This window comes from Mycolicibacterium anyangense, from assembly GCF_010731855.1.
Taxonomy (GTDB): Bacteria; Actinomycetota; Actinomycetes; order Mycobacteriales; family Mycobacteriaceae; genus Mycobacterium; species Mycobacterium anyangense.
This window is the reverse complement of sequence record NZ_AP022620.1, coordinates 2575016-2597949: the sequence shown is the minus strand read 5'-3', so window position 1 is coordinate 2597949 and position 22934 is coordinate 2575016. Positions and strand designations below refer to the sequence as shown.

General features: G+C 64.6%; 22 protein-coding genes. 12 read left to right on the top strand and 10 right to left on the bottom strand.

Annotated elements, in window-relative coordinates; genetic code table 11:
- Positions 1-18: 18 nt before the first annotated feature.
- Positions 19-1041, top strand: a complete 1023-nt coding sequence (locus G6N35_RS12065) for an acyl-CoA dehydrogenase family protein (RefSeq protein WP_163804465.1) — start codon at positions 19-21, stop codon at positions 1039-1041.
- On the opposite strand, the gene G6N35_RS12060 is transcribed toward G6N35_RS12065, so the two are convergent.
- Entirely contained in the window at positions 1038-2069 is a 1032-nt protein-coding gene (locus G6N35_RS12060; RefSeq protein WP_246224289.1) for a TIGR03857 family LLM class F420-dependent oxidoreductase, read from the bottom strand. The genes G6N35_RS12065 and G6N35_RS12060 overlap by 4 nt on opposite strands.
- Positions 2070-2201: 132 nt before the next feature.
- On the opposite strand from G6N35_RS12060, the gene G6N35_RS12055 reads away from it, so the two are divergent.
- Complete coding sequence (locus tag G6N35_RS12055; RefSeq protein WP_163804463.1) at positions 2202-3275, top strand: phosphotransferase family protein; 1074 nt, start codon at positions 2202-2204, stop codon at positions 3273-3275.
- Between the two features lies 1 nt (position 3276).
- On the opposite strand, the gene G6N35_RS12050 is transcribed toward G6N35_RS12055, so the two are convergent.
- Complete coding sequence (locus G6N35_RS12050; protein WP_163804462.1) at positions 3277-4737, bottom strand: FadR/GntR family transcriptional regulator; 1461 nt, start codon at positions 4735-4737, stop codon at positions 3277-3279.
- Between the two features lie 191 nt (positions 4738-4928).
- Here G6N35_RS12050 and G6N35_RS12045 point away from each other — a divergent pair, with 191 nt between their 5' ends.
- Together G6N35_RS12045 and G6N35_RS12040 are read left to right on the top strand one after the other, a co-directional pair.
- A complete protein-coding gene (locus G6N35_RS12045) occupies positions 4929-6467 on the top strand; it encodes an AMP-binding protein (protein ID WP_163804461.1) in 1539 nt (512 codons plus the stop codon).
- 110 nt (positions 6468-6577) lie between these two features.
- On the top strand, positions 6578-8179 hold the full coding sequence (locus tag G6N35_RS12040) for a GMC family oxidoreductase (protein ID WP_163804460.1): 1602 nt from the start codon (positions 6578-6580) through the stop codon (positions 8177-8179).
- Between the two features lie 276 nt (positions 8180-8455).
- Here the strand turns inward: G6N35_RS12040 and G6N35_RS12035 are convergent, their stop codons facing one another.
- Positions 8456-8650 carry a ferredoxin gene (locus G6N35_RS12035; protein ID WP_163804459.1) on the bottom strand — a complete coding sequence of 65 codons (195 nt, stop codon included), beginning with the start codon at positions 8648-8650 and terminating at the stop codon, positions 8456-8458.
- A 115-nt stretch (positions 8651-8765) separates the two neighbouring features.
- The gene (locus G6N35_RS12030) at positions 8766-9359 is read right to left on the bottom strand and encodes a TetR/AcrR family transcriptional regulator C-terminal domain-containing protein (protein ID WP_163804458.1); all 594 of its coding nucleotides are present in this window, start codon (positions 9357-9359) and stop codon (positions 8766-8768) included.
- A gap of 456 nt (positions 9360-9815) precedes the next feature.
- Here G6N35_RS12030 and G6N35_RS12025 point away from each other — a divergent pair, with 456 nt between their 5' ends.
- Entirely contained in the window at positions 9816-10829 is a 1014-nt protein-coding gene (locus G6N35_RS12025; RefSeq protein ID WP_246224288.1) for an LLM class flavin-dependent oxidoreductase, read from the top strand.
- Positions 10830-10869: 40 nt separating this feature from the next.
- Here the strand turns inward: G6N35_RS12025 and G6N35_RS12020 are convergent, their stop codons facing one another.
- Positions 10870-12054 (bottom strand): CaiB/BaiF CoA transferase family protein, encoded by a 1185-nt coding sequence (locus G6N35_RS12020; RefSeq protein WP_179967347.1) that lies wholly within the window; start codon positions 12052-12054, stop codon positions 10870-10872.
- A 233-nt stretch (positions 12055-12287) separates the two neighbouring features.
- Here G6N35_RS12020 and G6N35_RS12015 point away from each other — a divergent pair, with 233 nt between their 5' ends.
- Entirely contained in the window at positions 12288-13238 is a 951-nt protein-coding gene (locus G6N35_RS12015; protein WP_163804457.1) for a LysR family transcriptional regulator, read from the top strand.
- A gap of 24 nt (positions 13239-13262) precedes the next feature.
- Here G6N35_RS12015 and G6N35_RS12010 read toward each other — a convergent pair whose 3' ends face one another.
- Both G6N35_RS12010 and G6N35_RS12005 read right to left on the bottom strand, forming a co-directional pair.
- Positions 13263-13880 carry a TetR/AcrR family transcriptional regulator gene (locus G6N35_RS12010; RefSeq protein WP_163804456.1) on the bottom strand — a complete coding sequence of 206 codons (618 nt, stop codon included), beginning with the start codon at positions 13878-13880 and terminating at the stop codon, positions 13263-13265.
- Positions 13880-15109 carry a cytochrome P450 gene (locus G6N35_RS12005; protein ID WP_163804455.1) on the bottom strand — a complete coding sequence of 410 codons (1230 nt, stop codon included), beginning with the start codon at positions 15107-15109 and terminating at the stop codon, positions 13880-13882. Before G6N35_RS12005 ends, G6N35_RS12010 begins: the two co-directional genes overlap by 1 nt.
- A gap of 456 nt (positions 15110-15565) precedes the next feature.
- Here G6N35_RS12005 and G6N35_RS12000 point away from each other — a divergent pair, with 456 nt between their 5' ends.
- The 4 genes from G6N35_RS12000 to G6N35_RS11985 all read left to right on the top strand — a co-directional run bounded on the left by G6N35_RS12000 (position 15566) and on the right by G6N35_RS11985 (position 17770).
- A complete protein-coding gene (locus G6N35_RS12000; RefSeq protein WP_163804454.1) occupies positions 15566-16246 on the top strand; it encodes a hypothetical protein in 681 nt (226 codons plus the stop codon).
- A gap of 199 nt (positions 16247-16445) precedes the next feature.
- Positions 16446-16607, top strand: coding sequence for a hypothetical protein (locus G6N35_RS11995; RefSeq protein WP_163804453.1), 162 nt, complete (start codon positions 16446-16448; stop codon positions 16605-16607).
- 10 nt (positions 16608-16617) lie between these two features.
- Positions 16618-17031, top strand: a complete 414-nt coding sequence (locus G6N35_RS11990) for a hypothetical protein (protein WP_163804452.1) — start codon at positions 16618-16620, stop codon at positions 17029-17031.
- Between the two features lie 253 nt (positions 17032-17284).
- Positions 17285-17770 carry a flavin reductase family protein gene (locus tag G6N35_RS11985; protein WP_163804451.1) on the top strand — a complete coding sequence of 162 codons (486 nt, stop codon included), beginning with the start codon at positions 17285-17287 and terminating at the stop codon, positions 17768-17770.
- A 1-nt stretch (position 17771) separates the two neighbouring features.
- Here the strand turns inward: G6N35_RS11985 and G6N35_RS11980 are convergent, their stop codons facing one another.
- Positions 17772-18686, bottom strand: coding sequence for a LysR family transcriptional regulator (locus G6N35_RS11980; RefSeq protein WP_163804450.1), 915 nt, complete (start codon positions 18684-18686; stop codon positions 17772-17774).
- Between the two features lie 102 nt (positions 18687-18788).
- Between G6N35_RS11980 and G6N35_RS11975 the strand changes: the two genes are divergently transcribed.
- Together G6N35_RS11975 and G6N35_RS11970 are read left to right on the top strand one after the other, a co-directional pair.
- Entirely contained in the window at positions 18789-19529 is a 741-nt protein-coding gene (locus tag G6N35_RS11975; protein ID WP_163804449.1) for an SDR family oxidoreductase, read from the top strand.
- Between the two features lie 14 nt (positions 19530-19543).
- Positions 19544-20293: an SDR family oxidoreductase gene (locus G6N35_RS11970; RefSeq protein ID WP_163804448.1), complete on the top strand. Its 750-nt coding sequence runs from the start codon at positions 19544-19546 to the stop codon at positions 20291-20293.
- 28 nt (positions 20294-20321) lie between these two features.
- On the opposite strand, the gene G6N35_RS11965 is transcribed toward G6N35_RS11970, so the two are convergent.
- A complete protein-coding gene (locus G6N35_RS11965; protein ID WP_163804447.1) occupies positions 20322-21686 on the bottom strand; it encodes an FAD-binding oxidoreductase in 1365 nt (454 codons plus the stop codon).
- Positions 21686-22924 (bottom strand): multidrug efflux MFS transporter Tap, encoded by a 1239-nt coding sequence (locus G6N35_RS11960; RefSeq protein ID WP_163804446.1) that lies wholly within the window; start codon positions 22922-22924, stop codon positions 21686-21688. Before G6N35_RS11960 ends, G6N35_RS11965 begins: the two co-directional genes overlap by 1 nt.
- Positions 22925-22934: the final 10 nt, after the last annotated feature.

Genomic DNA, 22934 nt, shown 5'->3' with positions numbered 1-22934 from the left:
GGAAACCAGGAGTTTGTCATGGATATGCTGCCTTCGGCATTTCAACTCGAGCTGGCGGAGGCCACCGCGGATTTCTGTCAGCAACAGGATCCAGTGGCCATCATCCGCACTCGCCGCGGGGACGATTCGCCAATCGAAGCCAAAACGTGGCGTGCGGGTGCTGAACTCGGCTTCATCGGACTGTCGGCATCCGAGAGCCTCGGCGGTCAGGGGCAGGGGATCAGCGATCACGCCTTGGTGTGTCGTGAGCTGGGACGAGCACTGCTACCGGGGCCATGGGTCGCCACGATGATAGCGACACAGGTGGCTGCTGCGGCGGGCCATAACGACCTCGCCCGCGCTTTCATCGCGGGCGACGACCGCGCAGGTTTCGTGCTATCGCGGGGCAACGAGGTGGTCGATGAGAGAGTTCGCGGTGAGCTGACGCTGGTGGACGCCGCTGACGCCGGCTGGATGTTGTTGTGCGACGAGTCCGGAGTGGGTCTGATCCGGACATCGGAACTTGCTTGCTTGAAACCGGTTTCCTGTATCGACCCCGGGTCTAGGTTGCATTCGGCGGTTGCCGATAACATTGAGGTTCATTGCTGGAGTTCGCAGGCAGCCCAGACACTGCATGCTGCGAACTGTCTCGCCGCCGCCCAGCTGGTGGGTATCGCTGAGGCCGCCATGGCCCGCGCAGTCGAATATGCCAGTACGCGAATTCAGTTCGGCAAGCCGATCGGGGTGAATCAGGCGATCAAGCATCGGTGCGCCGATATGGCGGTGGCAACCGAAGCGGCGTTACAGCAGACGCTCTTCGCCTCGGTGTGCGTCGACGAACGGCGGAACGACGTCGAATTCCATTGCCGGGCAGCAAAATTTCTGGCGGGCCGAGCGGCGATCGACAACGCTGGGGCGGGAATCCAGATCCACGGCGGTATGGGTTTCACCTATGAGCATGACATGCATCTGTTCCTCAGCAAGGCGCATGTGCTCGACCTCGTGATGGGTAGAGGCCGCGAGCAGCTTCCGCGGATCTTGGCGCTCCCTGCGGTCGACTAGGACTGCTCGGCCGCTGCGAGATGTTGGGCAACCGGGCCCAGAAGCTCGGTGGTCGAGCCGTGCAGAATCAGCTCGTCGGCACCCTCGGCGAGATACTCCCGCAGTCGGGAGCTGCAGTGCGAGGCCGTGCCGATCGCAGCTCCCGTCAGCGTCCACTCCGTTGGTACACAACGTCGCGCGGTGTCCAGTAACTCGTGCCGGGTGAACCGGTGGTCGGCAGCGCCGGGGAGCCCGGCCAGGACTGGATCTGCTCTCAACTGTGCCAACGGTTCCCGTGACCAACCGTTGATGTCGACCAGATTCTCACCGTAGCCGGGGATCTGGAAGTATGTGACGGCTCGCGCCGCCGCGACGGCCGTCTCCTCCTGGTCCGTCAGATCCGCAGCGACCACCACCGTCGCGTACACCCGAACGGATTGAGGATCTCGCCCGGCCGCCGCTGCGGCCGTTCTGACACGGAGCGCGCAGCGGCCAACGGCAGCTGCCGTGAGAAAGGGGTGCAGCACGACGCCGTCGTAGTGTTGACCTGCAATGTCAAGGCTTTTCGGGCCGATGGCCGCCAGCACCAACGGTGGCGCTGGGAGCTCCGGGAGGTCGGTGAGGCGCATCTTGGGAAAGTTCCCCGCCGGGCCGTCATAGGACACGGTCTCACCCTGACACAACCGGCGAACGATGCTGGCGGTGTCGCGGACGACCTGATTGTTAGGCGTCTGCAGACCGTATGCGCGCGCGGCCGATGGATGCAGGCGCCCGAGACCCAGAATGAATCGACCTTGGGTCATCGCTTGTAGAGACATCGCGGCTGACGCCAGGAGTAGGGGGTGCCGCAGACCGATGTTGGTCACCGCGCTGCCCAGCCGGATCGACGAGGTGGCCTGGGCGACGGCGCCGAGGAGCGGACCGAAGTCTTTCGTGCCGAGGCGCTCACCGATCCAGGCGCTGCCGAGGCCGAGGTGCTCCGCGGTGCGCGCCTCAGCGATGGCGCGCAGAGGGTCCGTGGTCCGCCCCGGCAGTAGGTAGGCGCCCACGCGGCTGAGCGTTGGACCGGACGGCGACCGCGCAACCTGCACCATTATTTCCTTATACTCTATTTCGCAAACCTATGCCATGATGCAATTCATGTGCCGCATGGGAGTTTTCGGACCTCGGAATGATGCGCGATGACCGTAGCCAGCCGCCGAGACGTCGGCGAGGTCCGCGACACCCTGGCTCGTTGGTTCATCGAGCGCGCCGCTGCGGCCGCGGTCGACGTGGTGGACGTACGGGCCTCCAGGAGCGGATTCTCCAACGAGTCCTTCCTGTGCGATGTTCGCTGGACCGACGCGGTGGGGGTCTCGACGAGCCAGTGGCTGGTGCTGCGCATCGAGCCGACCACCCATCAGTTGTTCTCCCAGGCCGACGTCCTGCGGCAGGCCCGCGTAATGACCGCGATCGGTGCTGCGGCTGCCCTTCCTGTGCCGTCCGTCCGCTTCGTCGAGCGTGATCGGGCATGGTTCGGGGCACCGTTCTATCTCATGGATCGAGTTGAGGGGAAGGTTCCCTCCGATGTGCCCAGCTACCATGCCAAAGGCTGGGTTGCCGACTTGGCCGTCTCCGATCGCACCCGGCTCTATGACAATGCACTGACGGCTTTGGTACAGCTACACGAGGTGCCATGGCAACAGAACTTCACGTTCCTCCAGCCTGTTGGTAGCGACCCACTTGCGGCCTACCTGACCGGCGTCGAGGAATGGACCGCGTCAATCGGCAAAGAAGTGCGTGTCGGACGCGAGGTGATCCTGGCCGCCTCCGAGTACCTGCGCCGACACCAGCCCACCGACACCCGAGCGGGATTGGTGTGGGGCGACGCCAGACCGGGCAACATCATCTTTGGTTCCGACCTTTCGGTAGCCGCTGTACTCGACTGGGAGGCCGCGACCATAGGCCCTCCCGAGATCGACCTCGGATGGTGGTTGATGTTCGAGGAGTACATCTGTGAGTCCGACGGCCTGCGACGCCTTGATGGCGTCCCCGGCCGAGAGGAGACCATTGCCCGATACGAGGCGTTGAGTCACCGTGGGGTCGTCGACATTGGCTATTTCGAAGTCCTTGCCGGGCAGGTGTTCTCGCTGATCAACAGCCGCCTCGCAACGCTACTGCGTGGCCTGGGTTACGAGCCCCGAGCCGCGGACTCCTTCGTGGCCCGGTCGACGGAGATGCTCCAGCGCAGCCTGCGGGCGGCCGGCGGCTGGTGATTCAGGGCCGCCAGACATCCGTCAGGGCCTCGAGGTGGCGGCGCATTCGATGCTTGGCCAGAGCGGAGTCGCCGGCCAGGATCGCATCGACGATCGCGCCGTGGATGGCTTCGATCTGGGGTGCGAACGGGCCGCTCTGCGCACCCGGGTCGGCGGGCAACGCGGCACTGTGCCGCACCCACACCTCCATCAACACTCTCAAGAACACGCTCAGGACCGGGTTGGCACTGAGGTCGGCGAGCTCGGTGTGAAAAGTCCGGCTGCGTTCCAGGACCTCGCCCTCCGGGGTCGACGTGTCCACCTCTAGGGAAGCCCGTAGGCGCTCGTAGACCACCTCGTCGTCGATGAGTTTGGCGACATGGTCAACACAGCCGAGTTCAAGCGTCTCGCGCAGTATTCGAAGGTCCTCGACACGGATCCCCTTGTAGTCGAGATAAAGGCCCATCGTCTCGATTGCCGCTTGGGGATCCGGTTCGGCAACCACGAGCCCCCCGCCCGGGCCACGTCGCATCACCGCTATCGAGTGATACTCCAGCAGCCGGACGGCTTCTCGAAAGACCGACCTACTCACGTCGTAGTCGACCTGTAGGTCGCGCTCAGAACCCAGCAGGTCACCGGCGTTGAGGCCTTGCTTGGCGATGTCGCGGCGCACTTGTTCGGCTACCACCTCGGCCAACTTTGCGGTGGGCGCGACACTGCTGTGCTCTGGCTCGTCGGCAGCCGAAAGCTGCTGCGACTGGCCGGTCAACCAGTCGGCGATGGCCTCGATGTGCTTCCGGATGCGATGTTGGGCCACCGAGACATCGCCGGCGATCATGGCCTCGCTGATTGCGACGTGGGCATGCCTCGCCATATCTGCGGAACGTCGATGAGCGGCCGGCGTATGGGTGGATGCCGCCCTGGAGTACCGCTCGGTGAGTGCCGTCAGCATGTTGATGAACAACTCCAACGCCGGATTGTTGGAGAGGCCGCCGATGGCCTGATGTAGGTAGGGCGCCGACATCCCGGACGAGGCTCGGAATTGAGCTTCCTGGTCGAGCGCCTCCCGCAGTTGCCGGATACCTTCCTCGTCGAGTCGGGCGACGGCCAGTTCCACCGCGAGCGACTCCAGCAATAGCCTGGCCGAGACCAGATCGGGCAACGTCGTGCCGACTCGTTCGAGGTAGATGATCAGCGCACGCGTCGCACTGTCGGGATCCGGCGAGCGGACGAACAGACCACCGGACGGCCCGCGCCGCATGGTGGCCACCTGATGGTGTTCGAGTAGACGGACGGCCTCCCGCAGGACGGCTCTGCTCACCCCGAAGCGTTCCCTGAGATCTGCCTCGGAGCCCAGGCACCGGCCAAGGGGCCAGCGTTGTCGAACGATGTCGGTCTCGATCTTGCGGGCAGTTTGCTGTGCGAGCTTTTCCGAGCTGTGGGTACCCCTGGCGACGCCCGCCCGCCGTGCGGTAGACGCCATGAATCTCTCCCCAAAGTCCTCGATACGCAGCCAGCGAAGGCACAAATCATACGATGCGCGGGACACCGAATGCTGGAGTACGCCGCCGCTGAGCTGGTTCGGGCGCTCACCCGGGGGGCCTTAAAAAGGAATAGAGGACACTGTATAGTCGCGTCCAGCAAGTGCTACTTCTCACTCATAGCGGAGCATTCATGCATCACTTGACATTGAGCGATGTCCTCGATGAACACCGGCGTACCTACCCGGACAAGACGGCTGTCGTCTGTGGCGAACACCGCTACACCTACAGTCAGCTCGAGGACAGGGTCTCCCGGTTGAGTCAGGTCCTGCGCGGAGCCGGTATAGAACAGGGGGACCGGGTCCTGTGGATGGGACAGAATTGCCATCGACTGTTCGAACTGATCCTCGCCTGCGCCCGCATCGGGTCGATGGTGTGCCCGATCAACTGGCGTCAGTCGGCCGACGAGTTTGCCTTCGTGGTGGGGGATCTGACGCCCAAGATGATCGTGTGGCAGCAAGAGGCCATCGGTGAGACCGTTCGTGCTGCCCGGACGATGCTGACCTTCGATGCCCTGTGGGTTCAGCACGACGGTGAGGGTGCAGGGGATTATGAAGGCCTCCTGGCTGCTGCCGGTTCGGCCCAGCGCGCAGCGGATGGAGACGTTGATGTCCGCCAACCGTTGGTGCTGCTGTATACCGCCGCGTTCGACGGGCATCCGAATGCCTCGATGCTGACCCAATTGGGCCTGATGACACAGGACGCCAATCTCTTCCTGCTCGGCGGCATCGAACCGGACCATATCTACCTGAACTGCGGACCGCTCTTCCATATCGGTTCGTTGATGTTCACGATCGCGACTTTCCATATCGGGGGCACGAATGTCTTCGCCCGCCAGGCGGATCCGCAAGAGATCATGGAGTTGATCGACCGCGAACGGTGCGTGGATGGATTCGTCTTGCCGCCAACAATTCTGAAGATTCTCGAACTCAATTCCGGCGGCCGCTTCGACCTATCCTGCTTCCGCTCACCGATTCCGATCCCGGGATGGACCGACATGGTGCAGTTTGCGCCATCGAAGTTCTTCACCGGAGGGTACGGCCAGACGGAGGTCACCGGCTTCAACTGTTTTGCCGGCTATGGCGGCCGTGAAGGCGTGTCGACGGCAGGCAGGCCTTCTCCTTGGACCCGGGTGCGGATTCTCGATGAGGCCGGCAATGAGGTTCCGGTAGGCGAGACCGGCGAGATCGAGTTCTCCGGTCCGCTTGTCCACGCGGGCTACTGGAATCGAGAGGCGATCAATGCCGAGCGCACGCGTAGCGGTGGTTGGCGGACGAATGATTTGGGCCGCAGGGAACCCGATGGTGTCATCAGCTTCATCGGACCCAAGACACAACTGATCAAGTCCGGCGTCGAGAACATCTATCCGGCCGAGGTGGAGAAGTGCATCGAGAGCTGTGCGGGAGTCAAAGAGGCTGCCATCATCGGCGTCCCCGACCAGAAGTTCGTCCAGTCGGTCAAAGCCATCGTCGTCCGTGAGGCTGGGACCGAAGTCACGGTGGAGGGGGTCATCGAGCACTGCCGCGCACACATCGCTTCCTACAAGAAGCCGAAGTTCGTCGAGTTCGTCGACGAACTACCGCGAACCTCTGCGGGTGCGAAGGATTACGCACTGCTGGACGCGACCTTTGGTGGCGGCGGCTACCCAGGCGGAACCACCCGTAGCAACTGAGGTGTGTGCCCCGGTCTTGCCCGAGGGGAACGGGCCATGACATCACAATGTGCCGTGCCGGCATCTCGAACTACCCGCTTCTTTACCCTGATTGCGAGGCTTCAGATCATATGAGCGATTTCGACTACGTCATCGTCGGGGCCGGATCGGCCGGCTGTGTGCTGGCGAACCGGCTGTCCGTGGACCCGCGGATCCGCGTTCTGCTCATCGAGGCAGGACCCAGGGACGTCAGTCCGATGATCCGTATTCCCAAGGGTTTTGGAAAGCTTGTGGGACACCCCAAGCTGGCCTGGCACTTCCCGGTGCGCCCGATTGGGCCTTCCGGCAACGTTGAGCATTGGGTGCGTGGACGCACTCTTGGTGGTTCAAGTGCCGTCAACGGAATGATCTACAACCGCGGCAGCGCTGCTGATTTCGACGCGCTGGTCGAGCTGGGAAATCCCGAGTGGGGCTGGGCGGACATCCTTCCCATCTACAAGCAGATCGAAAACCATGCCCTCGGGGCGTCGGTAACTCGCGGGGTTGGGGGACCGCTTGGTGTATCCGTCGATCCCTACTTCCCCGAGTTGTGTCGTCAGTTCGTCGAGTCGGCCGCACGGTTGGGCATGTCAACACCCGCTGACCTCAACAGCAGTGACGAAGAGCGGGTTGGTCCCGCAGTCCGCAACATCTGGAACGGCCGACGTGTCAGCGCCGCCCACGCCTTCCTGCGGCCCATCAGACAACGTCCGAATCTGACCGTGGCAGTCAATACCACGGCCCGTCAGATCTTGTTCGAGGGTGACAAGGCCGTTGGTGTCGAGGCGTCGACCAAATCAGGCCGGACCGAGTTTCGGGCCAACCGCGAGATCATTCTCGCACTAGGTGGGATCTCCACGCCAAAGCTTCTGCAGCTGTCGGGTATTGGTGATTCCGCCACGCTGCGTAAGCTAGGTATCGACGTCCGTGCCGACAGCCCGAATGTCGGGCGGCGGATGCGCGAGCACCGCTGTGTCGCGATCCAGTATCGACTCAAGCGCGAAGGTGGATACAACAAGGCGCTGGCTACACCGATGTCCCAGGCTGTCAGCGGACTCAAGTATTTCGCTACCCACCGAGGGCCGATGTCCACCTCTGCCTACGATTCGGTGGGCTTCTTCAAGACTGACCCCGGATTGGCGCGGCCCGACGCACAGATATTGATGGCACCATTCTCGGCCAAGCCCCTCATGCCAGGTGAAGATGTCGGCGTCGAGCGGTTGCCAGGCATTCAGGCCATCGGCTTCATCCTGCGCCCTGACAGCGAAGGGTCACTGACCATCACCTCGCGAGATCCCAACGCCGATCTTGATATCGATCCCAATTTCTTTGATACCCAGCATGATCGCGACATCATCACGAAGATGTTCCGCAAGATGCGCACCATCTTCGAGCAGTCACCGATCGCAGACGAGATTGTCTGTGAAACACGGCCCGGTGGCGAGGTCGATTCGGACCAGGGCATCATTGATGCTGCATTGGACTACGGCTACTGCGGCTACCACGCGGTGGGCACCTGTGCGATGGGCCCGGCGGACGATGACGTTGTCGACTCTGCGCTGCGTGTTCGTGGAGTGCAGAATCTGCGAGTGATGGACTGCTCCGTCATGCCCACCATGGTGTCCGGCAACCTCAACGCGCCGGCGATGGCAATGGCCTGGCGCGCTGCTGACCTCATCTCGGCGGAGCGCTGATCCCGTTCGGATGTCGACGAGGGTCAGTTATCCGGCCAGAACCGTTGCCAAACAACTGATCTGGCTGATATTTAGGGGACGGATCGCGTTGCGCGACACCGGCCTGATCAAGCTGCGCGAGGTCGTGGCGCACCCAACGACGGTGAGGGTGTGTCGGTCGGCGGGATGACTTGACGGCGCCGCTGCGCTCGTTCGGCATTACGGACGAAATCAGCCGCGGGCCTTTGGCCCGCGGCTGATTTTCCTACAACTCAACGTCTGGTCGATGCCGGTCCGTCAGCTGTCTTCCAGAATCAGTGCCTTCTCCGGGCAAGCGCCGACACCGGCCTCCACTGTCGCAAGATCTTCAGCTTTCACTTCATACGGTTCGACGGTCGAGTATCCCGAATCGTCCAATGGAAACAGTTCCGGATCAACAGCGTTGCACATGGCGTGGCCCACGCACTTTGACCGGTCAAGGCTTAATTTCATCGTCGAGAGACCTTTCGTTATGACCTGGATGGCTGACTACCAGTCCATTGCAACTTACAATGTATAGGAGTATCAGTCAGTTGATTCGACGTTGATTGCAGCCGAATTCGCGTAGCTAGCCGCGGGGGGTCTGCGGCGTAGAGCCACGAGATGGCTTCTTGCGTGCGGAAGCCTTCGCAGGTTCGGCCGACACCGGGCGGTCGGCCAGTCGGGCCTTGAGCCCGGCGATGATGGTGTCGACACCGAACGAAAAGAAGTCGCGGCCGCGCAGCCCGTTCAGAGACGGCAACAGATCTTCGAGGGTGTCTCCCAGATCTGCGGTCTCGGCAGGCGTGAAGTCTTCCTGGATGCTGACCACTTGGTAGCGGCCGAAGAGATAGGTGTGGATCATCGCGTAGCACAGGAACACCTGTGCGCCTTCGAATCCGGCGCTTCTGAGGATATCCATGATCCCGGTCATCAGCCGTTGGTCGGTCCTGGTCATGCGCTCCAGTAGCACGACAGCGACGCTGGGATGGTCGTGCAGGCATGCGTCGATGCCGTTCAGAACCTCGCGAAGACGCTCATCCCAAGGGCCGGAGTCTGGCAGGGGTATCCGAACCTCGGACAGGAGCTTCTTGGCGACCAGTTCGAGTAGTTCCCGCTTGTCGTTCACGTACCAGTACGGCGCCATGGCAGAGCGGTCGAGCTCGCGGGACAGCCGACGCATCGACAGCGACTCCAGTCCCTCCGCGCGAATGATCGACAACGCCGCGGAGACGATCTGGTCCTCGGTAAGCGTCGGCGGCTTGCCGCGCCGACTTCGAGCCGGCTGGCCACCGCGAACGGCATCATCTGCAGTAATCGGTCACCCCGTCGTTGGAAACTGAGGACTCAATGGTATTCGATGACCACTGGTCGGTCGGATCATCCCTGGGATGCGGGTGGTTGGCGCCACTCTGGGCAGGTGGGCGGGATTCCGGGTCCGGATGGGATTCCGGCATTTACAGCCCCTTGTACGCCGTATAGTGTGGTTGGTCGGTGCTGACGTCGTGCAACGCGTCTGTGGCCCCGGGCATCCACTCTGGGGGTCAATGCGCTCGGTTCACCAAGCAGCTGACAGGTCACCGCTGCTCGCCGGCGCGGTATCGGGTTCTATCGACGGTTTCGCAACAGGGAGAGTTCTATGGTCGCCGACACTGATGCATCACCACAGCGGGAAGGGATCAAGGTCGGTGTCTACTTCGATGTGCGTAACCCGCAGCAGTGGCGGCAGGATCCGGCCAGACTTTACGGCTTCGTTCTAGAGGCGTGCGAGGAAGCGGAGCATCTCGGCGCGGACTCGCTGTGGTTTTCCGAGCACCACCTTTTCGAAGACGACTATCTGTCGAATCCGTTGACGCTTGCGGCGGCGGCCGCTGCGCGAACGGTTCGGCCGAGGATCGGAACCGCGATCGTCATCGCACCCATCCATCACCCGGTCGAAATTGCGGAACAGAGCGCTGCCGTCGACCTGATCTCCAATGGTCGACTCGATCTCGGGTTGGGCACCGGCTATCGAATTCCAGAGTTCGAGCTCTACGGGACCACGTTGGAGCGCAAGTACGGCAGAACCGACGACACCACCCGCGAACTGCGAAAGCTGTGGGGCCCGGGCGGTATTCGGCCTGTGCCGGTCCAAGATCCGCTGCCGATCTGGATGGGCTACCAGGGCCCCCAGGGGGCTCGGCGGGCAGGCCTGCTCGGTGAAGGGCTGCTGTCGGCCGATGGTGCCCTGTGGGCGCCGTACGCCGAGGGGCTTTCCGAGGGCGGCCACTCGTTGTCGTCGGCGAGGATGAGTGGGGGGTGTCAAGCGTGGGCCACCGAAGACCCCGAGCGGGACTGGCCGATGGTGTCTGAACACTTGGCTCATCAACTCAACTCGTATCGCAGGCACATGGTGGAGGGCACCGGTCAGCCGGCGCCGCGGCCCGTCGACGTGGACAGGCTCGTGAACGAGCAGCGCAGTGGCCCGCTTGGGGGCTTCACCTACGGAACTCCCGAGACTGTTGCAAAAGCCTTGCTGGACAAGGTTGGTGACGCACCGGTCGGCACCATCTTCTTCTGGGCCTCCATTGGAGGTATGCCGGAAGACGTGGTCATGGCCAACATCAACACCATTTGCACCAAAGTTGCACCGCTGCTCTCGCGAGGCGATTGAGTGCGATCGCGCGGGTCGGCGGTTATCACGCGGCGTAGCGTCAAATCTCCAAGGACGTACTAGGATTCGTTACCTTCACTCCAGTGATCGGGTCGCGCCCAAGCTCGTCCAGTATCTGCGCAGTGTGTTGCCCCAGCGCTGGAACATCGCCCATCCGCGCTTCGGCGCCGAGGTTCATCGGCGGCAGCAGCGCGCGAATCGGTCCGGCCTCCGTGCTGACTTCCCGCCATCTGTCGCGACCCGACAACACGGGGTGCTCCAACAACTCCGCGACGGTGTTCACCCCGGCGTAAGCGACTCGAGCGATGTTCAGACGTGATACCAGCTCAGACGATCGATTCTGACCGAAGATGCTGGTGATGATGGGGTTGAGCAGATCACGGTTGGCAACGCGCAGAGAGTTTGATGCGAAGCGAACATCCCGAGCCAACTCCGGGCGGCCCAGGACGACATCACAGAACCGCTCCCACTCCGGTTCGTTTTGGATGGCGATGAACAGGGTGTGGTCGTCGTCGGCGACGTACGGGCCGTACGGCGCAATCGTGGCGTGCTGAGCTCCGAATCTCCCCGGCTGACGGCCGGCGCCAGCGGTGAAGTGGGCGGGCTGGCCCACCCACTCGGCCAGGGCTTCGAACAGTGAGATTTCAATCGAGGCGCCTTCGCCGGTCACCTCCCGCTGAAACAGAGCAGCCAAGGTCGCACTGAATGCGTACATGCCTGCTGCGATGTCGGCGATGGACACGCCCACCTTAACGACGTCGTCGGGCGTGCCGGTCAATGACAGCAGTCCGGTCTCGCACTGCACCAACAGGTCGTAGGCCTTCCGGTCCTGCCAAGGCCCATCCGATCCCCAGCCGGTGATGTTCACGACGATCTTGCGTGGGTCGCGGGCTCGCAATCGGTCCGCGCCTAGCCCCAACCGATCGGCCGCCCCTGGGCCGAGATTCTGGATCACGACATCGGCGCGATCGGCGAGTTCGTGCAATACCTCGCGGCCCGAGTCGGTTTTGACGTCGAGTTCCACCGACTCCTTGGACCGGTTCAGCCAGACGAAATAGCTTGACAGGCCGTTCACCGCTTCGTCGTAATGCCTGGCGAAGTCGCCGCCACCGGGACGCTCGATCTTGATGACCCGTGCGCCCAGGTCGGCCAGTTGCCGAGAGGCAAAGGGTGCGGCCACGGCATGCTCAAGCGATAGGACGGTGATTCCGTCTAGTGGCAGCATTGATGTTTCCTCGATCGGTCGATGGGTGGCGCTCGGATGTGCAGCGGGCGACCGACCGTGGCGGTGAAGAGTCGCCGGGCGCCGCATCAGAGTCGGACCCTGGACAACGGGATGCGCTGTGCTCGCCAGCCGGCCCGGACTGTCGTGCCACCATCATGCTTGCTGATATATGGAAATGAGAATTAACATTTCTTGATGGGCCCATTGCGACGTCGAATACCTCAGGGTCCGCCGTGGATCTGAAGCAACTCGCGGCAGTCGTGACGGTCGCCGATGCGGGCAGCGTGACAAAGGCAGCCCGGCTACTCCATCTGGTCCAGCCCGCGGTTACCCGCCAGATCCGCACTCTCGAGGACGAACTCGGAGTGACGCTCTTCGAACGTACGCGGCACGGCATGGTGCTCACAGCGGCAGGCGACAAACTGGTCGCCCGCGCCCGTCGCGCCATCAACGAAGTCGAGCGGGCCCGCGCTGAACTCCACCCAGACCCGGGAGGTGTTACGGGGACGGTCACGGTGGGCATCTTGGAGAGCGTCGTCGACATCGTTCTCCAACCTCTCGCCGCTGCGGTGGCGGACCGGTATCCCGGCATCGGATTGAGGGTCTTGTGTGGTTACTCCGGTCATCTGCAGCAGTGGTTGGACGACGGCGACATCGACGTCTCGCTGCTATACGGATTGGCGAGCACCCAGTCCCTCGCGGTCACCCCTATTCTGCGAGAACGACTATGGGCGGTTGGACCGCCGCATGCAGAACTCGACGCCAGCCAACCTGTTTCGTGGGACGAGATGCTGCGTCATCCGCTGGTCTTGCCCATTGCCGGACATGGGCTACGGGAGTTGATAGATCAGGCCGATGTCCTGCCGATGCACCAGAGCGCAGTGGTCGCTGAAACGAATTCGATGGTTGTGCAGAAGCAACTCGTGCAGGCAGGTCGAGGATGGACGGTTCTGCCGGCGGCCGGCGTGGCCGCCGACGTAGCCGCCGGGCGGCTCAGCGGAGCCCCGCTGGGCGCGCCGGAGATCGTCCGAACCGTGGTACTGGGTCTGCAGCGCGGGAGCTGGATGCCGCCACCCGTTCAAGCAGTTGCCGTGCAGCTGACCGGCGTCGTCCGGGCGGCGGTAGTTGCGGGCCGCTGGCCGTCTGCGACATTGCTGACCGACAGCGAATCCGCCTCTCGCTGAGCCGCTGTATGTGCTTGCCGGGTCTTAACTCGGCGCACGAACACCCGTCGTGTGGCTGGGACGTTGTGACACATGGGTTGGGCATACGAGCGGTACCACGAACTCCTCGAGCATGGCGCGCTCGTCGTCCGGATCGCGGCCTGGAAAGATCAGCAGTGAGGTGAGTACCCGTACCAGCCAGCGGGCGCGGCGCTGCACCACATCGGGTTCGTCGGGCCGCAGCGACAGCAGGAACGCCGAACTCAGCGCCTGGATCACCTCGGACTGGTCGGCCATCTCCGCACCGATGGGCGAGCCGGTCGTGGTGAACCACGCTGACAGCGGCGGGCTTTCGCGCACCAGCCGCAGCGAGGCGGTAAGCCCGGCGACCAGACGCTCGCGCGGGTCCTCGATGCCGTCGATGAGTTCACCCATCTGCTGGTACAGCCGGTAGGCCTCGCGATGCACGTAAGCGGCATGCAGCGCTTCGCGGTTCTCGAAGTAGCGGTACAGGGTGGCCCTGGAACAGCCTGCCGCGCGGGCGATCTCGTGCATGCCGACACTGGATACGTCGGTGTCGGTGAACAGCTTGCCTGCGGCGTCGAGTATCCGGTCGGACGCCACCTCGGCACGTCGGGCGCTCAGCCAGTCCTTGCCGGCCATCAGTGCGCCACCCGGAATGGCACCGCCAGCGGTCGGCGAACGTAGCTGCCGCCCGCCCACACCACGCCGGCCGTGTCGATCTCGTAATCCGGGCAGCGCGACAGCAATTCGGTCAGCGCCACCCGCGCTTGCATCCGCGCGGCAGCAGCACCCAGGCAGTGGTGCGCGCCGTGGCTGAAGGTCAGGATGTTGCGCGGACGTCGTAGCACGTCGAGCTCGCCGGCATCGACGCCGTACTGACGTTCGTCGCGGTTGGCCGAGCCGTAGAGCAGCAGCACCTTTCGCCCCGCGGGGATGGTCTTGCCGTGCAACTCGACGTCGCGGGTGACGGTGCGGGCCAAGCCCTGCACCGGTGAGGTGAGCCGCAGGAACTCATCGACGGCGTCGGGGATCAGGTCGGGCCGCTCGACGAGCAGGCGGCGCTGATCGGGGCGCGCATCGAGCAGTTGCACTGCGCCGCCGAGCATTCCGGTGGTGGTGTCGTTGCCGCCGGTGACCATGGTGAAGGTGAAGGCCAGCATCGAGAGTGTCCCGGCGATATCACCGTCGGCGCCGACCCCGGCGGCCACCAGGTGCGAGACGGTGTCGTCGCCCGGTTCGCGGCGGCGCCGCTCGATGAGCTGGGCGAAGTACGCCATCATCGAACCGATGGCGTCTCCGACCGAGCCCAGTGCTCCAAATCCGCTGGCGTTGGCCGCCACGATGGCATCGGTCCAGCCGTCGAACTGGTCGCGGTCTTCGTCGGGCACGCCGAGGTAGTGCGCGACGACCATCGACGGCAACGGCTTGAACAATTCGGTGACGATGTCCCCGCCGCCGGCGTCCCGCAGCCGCTCGATGCGCTCGATCACGAACTCGCGCACCTTCGGTTCGACGGCCTCGACCTGGCGCGGGGTGAAGCCGCGGGCGACCAGCTTGCGGAACTCGGTGTGGACCGGCGGGTCCTGCATGACCATCGGTGGATTGTCTTGCAGCCCAATCAGTTCCAGTTCGCCATAATTGACGGTGAGGCCCGCCGCTGAGGAGAACGTCTGGTGATCGCGCGCTGCGGCCCAGACGTCCTCGTGCCGGGAGAGCACCCAGTAGTCCTGTTCGGGGTGGTGCGGGACGACGTGGTGGACCGGGTCGTAATCGCGCAGGGCACGGTACATCGGCCAGGGGTCGGCCCAGGTATCGGCGCTGGCCAGCTCGAAGTGAGCCTCGGCCTCGTGAGACACAATTGGTGTCATGTTTCATGATTACGACAGTGTGTTGATTTTGTCAATCCACTGATGAATTTGCCCATTAGGAACAACGACCACGACGGAGATCCGAGCCGTCCACATTCTCTCTAAAGTGAGACAGTCCGATGTGTGACGCGGATCCTTCCCGGACGCCGATGTCAGGAAATTCGGTCGATTTCGAGACGGCTGTGCGCCGATGCTGTGGTGGTGGGCATCGTCGAGAAGTGGCCGTCGCTGTGCGACCAGGTTCTGATAGCGGAGCGATTATTCGGGTTGTCTGGGTCGGGCAAGGTCACTAGGTGGCTCGCCGAACAAGCCGGGTTCGTCGGTGACCGCGACTTCGCAAGAACGTTTTCTGATCACGTCGATCTGCCCGGAATTAGCTCTCTGGACTACGCCCATCGACACATTCGCACCGCACGCGGTGATCTGCTCGGGGGAATCAGGTTTTACTCGCGCGACGTGAGACGCCCGTTCGTCGATGTCGTGGCCCACAGCTTCGACGACCTCGACGACCTGGCCGCGTGCGTGTACGCCGAATGGTCACCGTTTAGCGCACGCTACCTGCGCCTGCGGACCCGACCCGGGCGGCTCGCTGATCGACGCGGCGTCGTGCTCGACAAGTCCATCCATGCGGCCCGCTGTTCCGACATGGCCATCAGCGACGGCCGTATCGGGCTGGCACGCTTTGACACCGCCCAACAGGCCATCGACATGGTCAGCGACCGCTACACCCAACTCGCGATGACGGACCCCGTGCTGTCGCGCAACTTGGCTCCGGCGGCACCGGAGGATCTGCGGGACTGGCATGCCCGGCATCAGCTGTGGGCCATCACCCGCGACCCGGACACCGTTGGTGTCCTGGCAGTGGCCCCCGGCGCGATCGGCTGGATCACTGGCCAGGAGATCAACGAAGAAGTCATCAGCGTGGCACACTCCGGGCACCGGTACGCCACCTCGGCGCAGTGCGCCTGGGCGCACGGCGGTTTCACCGAGGCCACCGACCTGCTCATCGGGACCATCGACCGACACAACAACCGCTCCCGCGCCACCGCGGTGCGCGTCGGACGGCCCTGCGTCCTCGACGACGTCTTCATCGCCCTTGATCACGACGCACGTGGGAACCATGGTCCGGCGGCTTAGGTCGAAACGTGATCACACCGGCACGGACGGCTGGGTGCACGTGCGACCGTGGCGGAATGGCGATGGATCGGGCATTGATCGTCTGCTCGATGCCGCCATAGATCCGTTGTGGGAGAAACAATTTCACGCTTTGCACGGTGCTGATGGGGAGGGTCCTTCGTGGCGGAGGTGTCGTGTCGCCACCGACCGCACTGGCGCAGTGATCGGTGCTGCGACCGTCGTCGTCAACCCGCTCCACGCCGGGCGCATGCCGTGCGCGATCGAGGTGGCCCCACCGTGGCGCCGGCAGGGCGTCGGGTCGCTGCTGCTCGAGCAGGGTGCGGCGATGGGCTGCCACCCAGCCGCGGGCAAACTGCACTGACCTGACCGACGTGGACGTTGACACGGTGGTGGCGGCATTTGCCGCGCTCTATATGTGGAGCCACCACGGCTGGTCGCCGGTCACCGACGCCGACGAGTTGATGCGGGTAACGGGTCAAGAAGTCGCAGAGGCCGATCGCGCGCTAAGTGTCGGCGCCTGGGTTGATGGCCAACTAGCCGCCTTGGCACTGGCCTTCCCGGCTCACGACGGCATTGAGGTCGTCGCCGAGACGATCCACCCCACCCCATTCCGAGGCCAGAAGCTCCTCGCCTCCGCGCTTGCGACTTTGTTGGAGACGTTCGCTCAGCGCGGGGGCGGCCGCGTCCATATCGACGGACACATCACCGACCCACACCTGCAGCCAGTGCTCGACGTCATTCCGCGAGCAGACGCCGAGCCCATCGATCTCATCGAAACTAGTTGATTAACTGAGACAAATCGGGGCCGAGCCGCCTCACGTCAGCTCGGGGCGGCGGCACGACCGCTCTGCCAGACGATCCGGCAGCACTGTTCGATAGATTTTGACAGGACGCGGTCCGAGCGGGGTTGCCCGAGTCGCACGCCATGACGTTGTCGACCCGTCAGACCACGACAAGCACCGGCGCCCTGGCTTGCCCCGTCTGAGCAGCCCGGGAGCTATGCCGTCGGAGTCCGTTGTGTGCGAAGATGGGACCGTTATGAGCAATGCAGACCTGAGCCCGGCCTCGCTGCGCCAGGCGTTCGGCCATTTCCCTTCGGGTGTCATCGCTATCGCCGCGGAAGTCGATGGTGTCCGAGTCGGCTTGGCGGCCAGCACGTTCGTGCCGGTCTCCCTGGATCCGCCGCTCGTCTGTTTCTGTGTGCAGAACAATTCAGAGACGTGGCCGAAGCTGAAGGACCTTCCATCCCTGGGGATCAGCCTGCTCGGCGAGTCGCACGATGGCGCCGCCCGCACCTTGGCGGCCAAGACCGGTGACCGGTTCGCCGGACTGGAGACGCACTCCCACGAGAGCGGTGCGGTGTTCGTGCACGGCACCAGCGTGTGGTTGCGGAGCTCAATCGATCAGCTGGTGCCGGCCGGCGACCACACGATTGTTGTGTTGCGGGTCCTGGATATCACCATTCATGACGACGTCGCGCCGATCGTCTTCCATCGCAGCACTTTTCGCCGACTGGGCGCCTGACTCAGTCTGACTCCAGCGCTGTGTTGGTGCCGATGAGCAAAGCCTGTGCCGCCGAGACGAACTCGGCGACAAGCGGGTTCGTCTCGCCGATTCGGGTGGCGACGACGACGCTGCTGGGCGGAAAACCCTCCAGCGGCACGGACGCCAGATCCGGGCGCACCGAGCTGCGGCGGTCGCCGACCGGAACGACCGCAACAGCCTGACCACTTGCGACGAGTTCCAGCCTGTCCTCGAAGCTTTCGACGATGGGTCCCGCCGACATCGGCCCCGGATCGCTCGACTGATAGGAGTCGGCCGGGAAGATCACGCGCGTTCCGCCGTGCGAGCATATGATCGACTCGCCTTTGGCGAAGTCCTCCAGCGAGACTGACGGCCGGTCGGCCAGCCGATGATCGGCCGGCAATACGAGCATGCGTGGCTCGTCGTAGAGCTCGGTCACGCGGACGCCGTCGGTCGGGATGAACAGCGGCGCCCTGGCTACCAGCGCGTCAGCCCGTCCGTCGATCAAGACGTCCTGTTGGTGGCATTCCAGATGGCGGGTCGTGATATCGGCGTCCGGGTGTCGGCGACGCAATTGCCGGACAGCGGGCGTGACGATGAGGTCTTCGACGTAGCCGATGACGATCTTGCCGGCGGGGGCGTAGGCGCGGGCGGTGAGCGCCGCCTGGCGGGCGGCACGCAGCAGCGTCTGCGCCTCGGGAAGAAACGCCTTGCCGGCTTCGGTGAGCAGGGCGCCCTGTGGCGTGCGGTCAAGCAGACGGACCCCGAGGCGGTGCTCCAACCGCTGGATCTGCCTGCTCAGGGAGGGCTGTGCCACTTGGAGCTCGGTGGCAGCGCGGCTGAAGTTCAGATGTTGGGCGACCACGGTGAAGTACCGGACCAGCCGCAGCTCGAGGTCGACTCCGAGATCGTTCACCCCACGTCCAACCCGGCTGGAATCGGGGCTATTCCGTTTCGGGATGACGGGGTACCGGACAGGTCTTGGACAGCCGCCGGCGGCGGCCGAAGACTCGACAGCATGAGCAGATACGACGGCAAGCGCGTGGTGATCACCGGCGGAAGCAGCGGCCTGGGGCTGGCCGCTGCCCGCTATCTGATCCGGCACGGCGCACAGGTCATGGTCACCGGGCGCAATCAGGACACGCTCGACGACGCCGCCCGCCAGCTGGGCGACCGCGGCGTTGCGGTCCGCAGCGACGCGCGTTCACTCGCGGCGATCGACGCACTCGCCGACCGCGTCCGCAGCGACTTCGGTACCGTCGATGCCTTGGTCGTCAACGCAGGTATCGGGAGCTTCGATTCCTTCTTCGCCGTCACCGAGCAGACTTTTGACGACGTCTTCGCGATCAACACCAAAGGCCCCTTCTTCACGGTGCAGAAGTTGGCGCCACTGCTGACCGAGGGCAGCAGCGTGGTGCTGACGACGTCGATCGCGAACCAGACCGGTTGGGATGCGCTCAGCGTGTACTCGGCGAGCAAGGCGGCGCTGCGGTCGATGGCCCGGACGCTCAGTAAAGAGCTGCTGCCCAGGGGAATTCGGGTCAACGCGATCAGCCCGGGCTCGATCGACACCGGCAAGCTGGAGAAGGAGGCACCCGAGAAGGCCGCTGCGCTGAAGGCCGAATTCGAGGCGAGCAGCCCGATGCGGCGGTGGGGACACCCTGATGAGTTCGCGCCTGCCGTGGCATTCCTGGCCTTCGATGCGACCTATGTCGCGGGAATCGAACTCGTGGTCGACGGCGGCGAGTCACAACTGTGAGAGGAGATCTGAAAGTGACAGCAGGCGAGGGGAAATACCGGGGCAAAAGGGTGGTCATCACCGGAGGGACGAGCGGCATCGGTCTAGCCACCGCCACACTTCTGGTCGACGGTGGCGCGCGCGTGGTGGTGACCGGTCGCACGCCGTCGTCGCTGGAGTCGGCGCGAGCGAAGTTGGGTGACGGTGCCATGGTGGTCGACAGCGATGCCGTCTCGGGCATCGACTCGCTCGTCGACCGGGTGGCGGCCGAACTCGGCGGTGTCGACCTGCTGGTGCTCAACGCCGGCGCAACGGATACCGCGACAGTCGCGGACACCGAGGAGGCCAGCTATGACCGGCTTTTCGCCCTCAACGCCAAGGCCCCGTTCTTCACCGTGCAGAAGTTCCTGCCGCTGCTACCCGTGGGCAGCGCCGTCGTGCTCACAACATCGGTGAGCAACACGAAGGGGATTGCGACGACGAGCGTCTATTCGGCGACCAAAGCGGCATTGCGATCCATGACACGGACCTTCGCCCGTGAACTTCTCGAGCGGGGAATCCGGGTGAACGCGGTATCCCCGGGGCCGATCGATACCGGCATCCTCGAACGCACCATGCCGGTCGAGGCCGCCCGCGCATTTCTCGAGCAGATCAAGGCCGACAACCCCATGGGTAGATTCGGCGAGCCCGAGGAAGTGGCGAAAGCGATCCTCTTCCTGGGGTTTGACGCCACCTACACGACCGGCACCGAACTCCTGGTCGACGGTGGTGCGTCAGATCTGTGAGCGCGCAGGTGAGCAAGCCGGCGAGAGGCTAGACCACCGCGCCCGGGTTGAGGATCCCGTCCGGGTCCAGGGCGGCCTTGATCCGGCGGTTCAGCTCCATCGCCTCCGGCCCGAGTTGTCCTGCCAGCCAAGGCTTCTTGAGGCGGCCAACGCCATGCTCGCCGGTGATGGTGCCGCCCAGTGACACAGCGAGGTCCATGATCTCGCCGAAGGCGAGGTGGGCCCGCTCGGCCATCGCGGCATCGTTGGGGTTGTAGACGATCAGCGGATGAGTGTTGCCGTCGCCGGCGTGAGCGATCACCGAGATCATCACATCCCGGTCAGCGGCGATCTTGGCCACCCCGCCGACCAGCTCGGCCAGCGCGGGCAGCGGCACCCCGACATCCTCGAGTAGCAGCGCGCCCTTGGCTTCCACCGCAGGAATCGCGAAGCGGCGGGCCGCGACGAAGGCCTCACCCTCCTCCGGGTCTGACGTCGAAAAGCATTCGGTGGCACCGGCTTCGGTGAACACCCGGGCCATGAAATCGACATCCTCGGCACCGGCGGCGCCGCGGTCGTCGGAGGCTGCCACCAAGATCGCCCCCGCCGAACGGTCCAGGCCCATCTTGAGCTTGTCCTCGACGGCGTTGATGGCCACCGAGTCCATGAACTCCAGCATCGAGGGCCGGATCCGGGCCGTTACCGCGACCACCCCGTTCATGGCGGCCTCCACTGAGTCGAATGTTGCGACCACGGTGCACGGCGAATGCTGCGGCGGTAGCAGCCGCAAGGTCACCTCGGTGACCACTCCCAACGTGCCCTCGCTACCGACGAACAGTTTCGTCAGCGACAGCCCTGCAACGTCTTTCAGTCGAGGGCCGCCCAATCGCACGGCGGTGCCGTCGGCCAGCACCACCTGCAAGCCCAGCACGTAATCGGTTGTCACACCGTACTTCACGCAGCACAGGCCGCCGGCGTTGGTGGCGATGTTGCCGCCGATGCTGCAGATCTCGTAGGACGACGGATCCGGTGGGTACCACAGGCCGTGCTCGGCGACGGCTTTCTTCACCTCGGCGTTGAGTAGTCCCGGCTGGACCACCGCGGTGCGGGTCGTCGGGTCGACGGTGATGTCGCGCATCTTCTCCGTCGAGAGCACGATCCCGCCGTCGACCGCCGTCGCCCCACCGGACAGGCCGGTGCCCGCCCCGCGCGGGATCACCGCGATGCGATGCGCGCTGGCCCAACGTAGGACGGTCTGCACCTCCTCGGTGCGGGTGGGCCGGACGACGGCCAGCGCAGTACCCGCCGACGGGTCGGCGGCCCGGTCGTGGCGGTAGGAGCCCACGATGTCGGGATCGGTGACGACCATGCCGTCGGGGAGTTGCGCGGCCAGATCGGTCAGGGGGCTTGCCATTACGCCATCTTAGGTTCGCCGGACTCGTCGTCGAGGTCCTTCAGGGCCGGTACCCAGGGACACGTCAGGCCGATCATGAGGATCGGCACAGCCAGCACCAGGAAGGTCACCTTCAGGCCGAATGCGTCGACCAGTGGTCCGGCGAGCATGAAGCCGACCGGGCCGGCCGCATAGGCCATCGACGTCATCACCCCGACCACCCGGCCGCGCAGGTACTCCGGTGTCCTGGTCTGCATCACCGAGTTGTAGATCGGCCCGATCGGCCCGTAGACCAGACCCACCAGCGCGGCCGACGACAGGATCACCGGCAGCGGCGGCAGGAACGCGATCACCAGCACGGCCAGGCCGAACGTCAGCACCGCGGTCAGCACCGTGGTGCGCTTGCTGGCGATCCGGGACAGCACCGTCCAACTCAGTGCCCCCACCAGACCACCGATCGACAGCGCCATCAGCACCCAGCCCAGCTGGGCCGGCTCGTTGCGGTCGGTGAAGTACTTGGGGAACAGCACGCTCTCCATCGGCAGGTACATGCCGGTGACCGCCAGGTCGATCAGGCCCAGCGTGCGCAGCACCCGGGTGTGCCAGACGAACTTCAGGCCTTCGACCATCCCCGACACCACGCCGTCGGGACGGGTCTCGCGGGCCGGCCGACCGGCACCCTCGAGCCGCAGCACTGCCATCGCCAGGATCGACAATCCGAAGAACGCCGCGGTGACCCACATCGTGTTCACGCCGCCGAGCGTGGCGATGAACAGACCGCCGACGCCCGGGCCGGTGATATAGGCGAGGTTGAACACCGCTTCGTAGACGCTGTTGGTGTGGTCCAGGGTCCACTGGGCGCGGGCCGCCGCCTCCGGCAGCATCGACTGGCGTGCCGTCATCCCGGCCGGGTCGAACAGCGAGCCCAGCGCGGCCAGCCCGGCCAGCACCACCGTCGTCAGCGACCCGGTACCGGCCGTGATCGCCAGCACCGGGATCGCGGCCACCGATGCCGCGGACAAGGCATCGGAGAGGATGGCGACGCGGCGCCGGCCCAGGAAGTCGACGGCCGTCCCGGCGATCAGGGTGGCCACCAGCAACGGCAGGGTGGCGGCTCCGGCGACGATCGAGGCGTCCACCGCGCTACCGGTGCGTTGCAGCACCAGCCAGGGGAAGGCCACCATCGAGATGCCGTTGGCGCCGGCGGCCAGGAAGGCCGACGCCAGGATCAGCAGCGCGGGAATGCGCCTGGTTCTCACCGGCGAAGCT

Bases quoted from the DNA above. Each gene is read 5' to 3' on its own strand.
- G6N35_RS12065 (WP_163804465.1), top strand. From the start codon at position 19: ATGGATATGCTGCCTTCGGCATTTCAACTCGAGCTGGCGGAGGCCACC.
- G6N35_RS12055 (WP_163804463.1), top strand. From the start codon at position 2,202: ATGACCGTAGCCAGCCGCCGAGACGTCGGCGAGGTCCGCGACACCCTG.
- G6N35_RS12050 (WP_163804462.1), bottom strand. From the start codon at position 4,737: ATGGCGTCTACCGCACGGCGGGCGGGCGTCGCCAGGGGTACCCACAGC.
- G6N35_RS12045 (WP_163804461.1), top strand. From the start codon at position 4,929: ATGCATCACTTGACATTGAGCGATGTCCTCGATGAACACCGGCGTACC.
- G6N35_RS12040 (WP_163804460.1), top strand. From the start codon at position 6,578: ATGAGCGATTTCGACTACGTCATCGTCGGGGCCGGATCGGCCGGCTGT.
- G6N35_RS12035 (WP_163804459.1), bottom strand. From the start codon at position 8,650: ATGAAATTAAGCCTTGACCGGTCAAAGTGCGTGGGCCACGCCATGTGC.
- G6N35_RS12030 (WP_163804458.1), bottom strand. From the start codon at position 9,359: ATGCGTCGGCTGTCCCGCGAGCTCGACCGCTCTGCCATGGCGCCGTAC.
- G6N35_RS12025 (WP_246224288.1), top strand. From the start codon at position 9,816: ATGGTCGCCGACACTGATGCATCACCACAGCGGGAAGGGATCAAGGTC.
- G6N35_RS12020 (WP_179967347.1), bottom strand. From the start codon at position 12,054: ATGCTGCCACTAGACGGAATCACCGTCCTATCGCTTGAGCATGCCGTG.
- G6N35_RS12010 (WP_163804456.1), bottom strand. From the start codon at position 13,880: ATGGCCGGCAAGGACTGGCTGAGCGCCCGACGTGCCGAGGTGGCGTCC.
- G6N35_RS12005 (WP_163804455.1), bottom strand. From the start codon at position 15,109: ATGACACCAATTGTGTCTCACGAGGCCGAGGCTCACTTCGAGCTGGCC.
- G6N35_RS11985 (WP_163804451.1), top strand. From the start codon at position 17,285: ATGAGCAATGCAGACCTGAGCCCGGCCTCGCTGCGCCAGGCGTTCGGC.
- G6N35_RS11975 (WP_163804449.1), top strand. From the start codon at position 18,789: ATGAGCAGATACGACGGCAAGCGCGTGGTGATCACCGGCGGAAGCAGC.
- G6N35_RS11965 (WP_163804447.1), bottom strand. From the start codon at position 21,686: ATGGCAAGCCCCCTGACCGATCTGGCCGCGCAACTCCCCGACGGCATG.